Origin of the sequence: Staphylococcus sp. GDB9P120P (genome assembly GCF_017893435.1) — a bacterium.
GTDB classification, from domain to species: domain Bacteria; phylum Bacillota; class Bacilli; order Staphylococcales; family Staphylococcaceae; genus Staphylococcus; species Staphylococcus cohnii.
In genome coordinates this window covers 1-420 of sequence record NZ_JAESNB010000015.1, presented here as the reverse complement: position 1 = coordinate 420, position 420 = coordinate 1, and the positions used below count along the sequence as shown (strand labels likewise).

Sequence of the window (420 nt, the reverse complement as noted above, 5' to 3'; positions counted from 1 at the left end):
ACAACATCTTGCAGTTTATCCTGCATCTCTTTCGCTAGTTTTTGATGTTCATCCTTAAATCCTGTCATTTCTTTGTTGTATGCCTTGTAGAACTGGTCAAATTCTTCTTCAGTTACTTTATAATCTGATGAGTTAAGTTGTTCGTCGACTTCGATTAATTCTTGTTCTAAATCTGATTGTAGACTTTTTAATTTTGTTGCTTCTGTAAATTCATCATTATATTGATAATGTGTAATTTTACTATTAATCTGTTTAATACGATTTGTTAGCTGATGGTACTTCTGTTTAACCTCTTTTGCCTTAACACCCTTATCATAGATTTGATTATCAAAGATATTGATTGTATTGTCTTGTACTGTTTTTACCATAATTAAATGCCTTCTTTCGTTTTTGATTTATTATTCGCTTTATTGCACTAAA

At 29.5% G+C, this 420-nt stretch carries 1 pseudogene; it reads right to left on the bottom strand.

The window, feature by feature from the left end:
- Nucleotides 1-368 (bottom strand): annotated as a pseudogene (locus KA856_RS13105) (hypothetical protein); the annotation flags it as partial.
- Between the last annotated feature and the right edge of the window lie 52 nt (nt 369-420).